Source organism: Gilliamella sp. Fer4-1 (assembly GCF_001690515.1).
Classification (GTDB): domain Bacteria; phylum Pseudomonadota; class Gammaproteobacteria; order Enterobacterales; family Orbaceae; genus Gilliamella; species Gilliamella apicola_C.
In genome coordinates, this window is the sequence record NZ_LZGZ01000252.1 from 1 (window position 1) to 438 (window position 438).

1 protein-coding gene is annotated in these 438 nt (G+C 31.3%); it reads right to left on the reverse strand.

Features of this window, described 5'->3' with window-relative positions:
* Positions 1 to 261 precede the first annotated feature (261 nt).
* Positions 262 to 432 carry a P22AR C-terminal domain-containing protein gene (locus tag A9G30_RS13675; RefSeq protein WP_442903447.1) on the reverse strand — a complete coding sequence of 57 codons (171 nt, stop codon included), beginning with the start codon at positions 430 to 432 and terminating at the stop codon, positions 262 to 264.
* Positions 433 to 438 lie beyond the last annotated feature (6 nt).

Below are 438 nucleotides of genomic sequence, written 5' to 3' on the forward strand. Positions count from 1 at the left end.
ACTTAAAAGTCTCATATAAACCACTAAGAAAATTTCTAAACCGCTTACGCAGCGGTGAACTAGATTATATCAAACATAGCCTTTTGTTTTAACTAAAATTTAGCCATTTTTCCAAAAATAACCCTTTTTTCTAGCACTGAAATTAATCTATATTTTTCAATGAATTATAAAGCAAGTTAAAAAAAGGGTTATAGAATTGTCATCAAAAAACACCGGAAAAACTTTAATAAAATCAATGCCTTTCCTGACTGGTTTTTTGGGTTAGTTATGTCGAATAATTGGTAATACTTTATTCCAGTTTGTAGTAAGATGACTTGTAATTATATGCGCTGTTTCCCGTTCAATAACTTTTCTAGCCTGTCTTAACGTATATTTATAATCATAAGCCATGGAGTAAAAAGCTCCCGTAAAACGGGAATCTATTGCACGCAATGCAGG